The sequence below is a fragment of the Streptomyces tricolor genome (genome assembly GCF_002155905.1).
GTDB classification, from domain to species: domain Bacteria; phylum Actinomycetota; class Actinomycetes; order Streptomycetales; family Streptomycetaceae; genus Streptomyces; species Streptomyces tricolor.
This window is the reverse complement of record NZ_MUMF01001093.1, coordinates 1-314: the sequence shown is the minus strand read 5'-3', so window position 1 is coordinate 314 and position 314 is coordinate 1. Positions and strand designations below refer to the sequence as shown.

The following is a 314-nucleotide window of genomic DNA, read 5'->3' as shown; positions in this document are numbered from 1 at the left end:
GACGTCCCACGGCGGCACCTCCCGCCCGTCCAGGCAGGCCCGCATCCCCTCGGCATCCCGCTGCCAGAACACCCCGCTCCAGCCGCCGCGCGGATCGAGACGCGCCAGAAGGGCGTCCAGGTAGCTCGCGAACTCCCGTACAGGTCCGGGGAGTTGATCCACAGTCATCGCCCAGCTTCCGCTCGACCGCCGGCACTCCGCCCGGTAGGCAACACCAGTCGTGTTACGGACTTGCTACGCAGAGTTTTCCGGCAGTGCGCGGACGGCTCATGGCGAGATCTCGACCGTTGCGCGGCCGGCCCCGCCGCGCCGGC

General features: G+C 71.0%; 1 pseudogene. It reads right to left on the bottom strand.

The annotated features are described in order from the left end of the window. Nucleotides 1-168: pseudogene (locus CCN44_RS48000) on the bottom strand (DUF2309 domain-containing protein); the annotation flags it as partial. Nucleotides 169-314 lie beyond the last annotated feature (146 nt).